The sequence below is a fragment of the Rhodococcus sp. ENV425 genome (genome assembly GCF_002887785.1).
GTDB lineage: Bacteria > Actinomycetota > Actinomycetes > Mycobacteriales > Mycobacteriaceae > Rhodococcus > Rhodococcus aetherivorans.
The window spans coordinates 48,466-49,820 of the sequence record NZ_PCZU01000182.1 but is presented as its reverse complement, the minus strand read 5'-3'; the positions used below and the strand labels follow the sequence as shown (position 1 = coordinate 49,820).

2 protein-coding genes are annotated in these 1,355 nt (G+C 71.8%); both read right to left on the bottom strand.

The genetic code is table 11. From position 1 onward, the window contains the following. Window positions 1-53 precede the first annotated feature (53 nt). Window positions 54-473 carry a DoxX family protein gene (locus CQZ88_RS15135; protein ID WP_006933312.1) on the bottom strand — a complete coding sequence of 140 codons (420 nt, stop codon included), beginning with the start codon at window positions 471-473 and terminating at the stop codon, window positions 54-56. 82 nt (window positions 474-555) lie between these two features. Continuing rightward, a partial coding sequence (locus CQZ88_RS31125) for a (Fe-S)-binding protein (protein WP_258008613.1) occupies window positions 556-1,355 on the bottom strand: 800 nt, incomplete at its 5' end.

The following is a 1,355-nucleotide window of genomic DNA, read 5'->3' as shown; positions in this document are numbered from 1 at the left end:
CGTCCGCGAACCCGACGGTGTTCGCGGACGACCGGCAACGGTTGCGAGGGGGCTCAGGCGCGGCGCAGCGGCATCACCGACCGCACCACCGGATCGCGCAGGTACAGCCCGGCCCACACGAGGACACCGACGTACACCGGGAAGAGGATGGTGCTGAAGAGCGGCATCTCGTTCAACATGTTCGTCGCCACTGCGCCGCCGAGGTAACCGGTCAGCAGCACCGCCCCGAGGATCGACGTGGCCGGGACCAGGTACAGCGCCAGGCACACGAGCAGGACGACGCCGATGACGTAGTTGAGGTCCGGGTCGAAGCCCAGATCGATCATCGCCTCCCGGGCCTGGTCGACGTTGAGGATGTGGATCGTGACGTCGAACAGCAGGAACAGCACGACGAGGCCGGTGAGCACGAGGCCGGCGATGCGGAACTTCCGGTCGGTGGTGCGCTCGGTGGGGCGGGTGGTGGTCGAGATCATGACGGGCTCCTGGGGTCGCGGGGTGGTCTCGCTACGGACTGACCGGCCGGCCCGGAAAAACTCATCGCTGTGGATCGTCGGCTCACAGCCTGGACGCGAGCAGCTGCGCGAGGTGTACCCCTCGCCGGTCGGTGAGGTCGGCGATCTGGGTGCGGCAGGAGTAGCCGTCGGCGAGCACGACGTCGTCCGTGCCCGCGGCGGCGATCGCGGGCAGCAGCTGGTGCCCGGCGACGGCGACGGAGACGTCGTAGTGCCCGGGCACCACGCCGAAGTTGCCGGCGAGACCGCAGCATCCGCCGAGCCGGGTGACCGTCGCGCCGGCCCGGCGCAGCAGCGCGGCGTCGGCGCCCCACCCCATCACGGCGTGGTGGTGGCAGTGCGGCTGGGCCACCACCGTCGTCCCGGACAGCGACGGCGGCTCCCAGTCGCCGAGCAGCTCGGCCAGCGTCACCGTCGACTCGGCGACGACGCGCGCCGGCTCGAACCCGAGCAGCTCGACGGCGTCGGAGCGCAGGACCGCGGTGCACGACGGTTCGAGCCCCACGATCGGCATGCCGGCCGGGAACAGGGCGGAGAGGGTGCGGCCCAAGATCTTCCGGGCGGCATCCAGCTGACCGGTGGTGATCCACGTCAGGCCGCAGCACTGTTGCCGGTCGGTCACGCACACCCGTCGGCCTGCGGCCTCGAGCACCCGCACCGCGGCGATCGCCACCTCCGGGGTGAAGTACTCGGTGAAGGTGTCGACGAACAGCAGGACGGGCTCGCCGTCCGTGCGACGCTCGGCGGCCGTGTCTGCGAACCAGCGGCGGAACGTGCGCGGCGCGAACTCGGGCACGCGGCGGCGCCGGTCCACTCCGGCGAGGGTCAGCCCGGCGGCCGCCA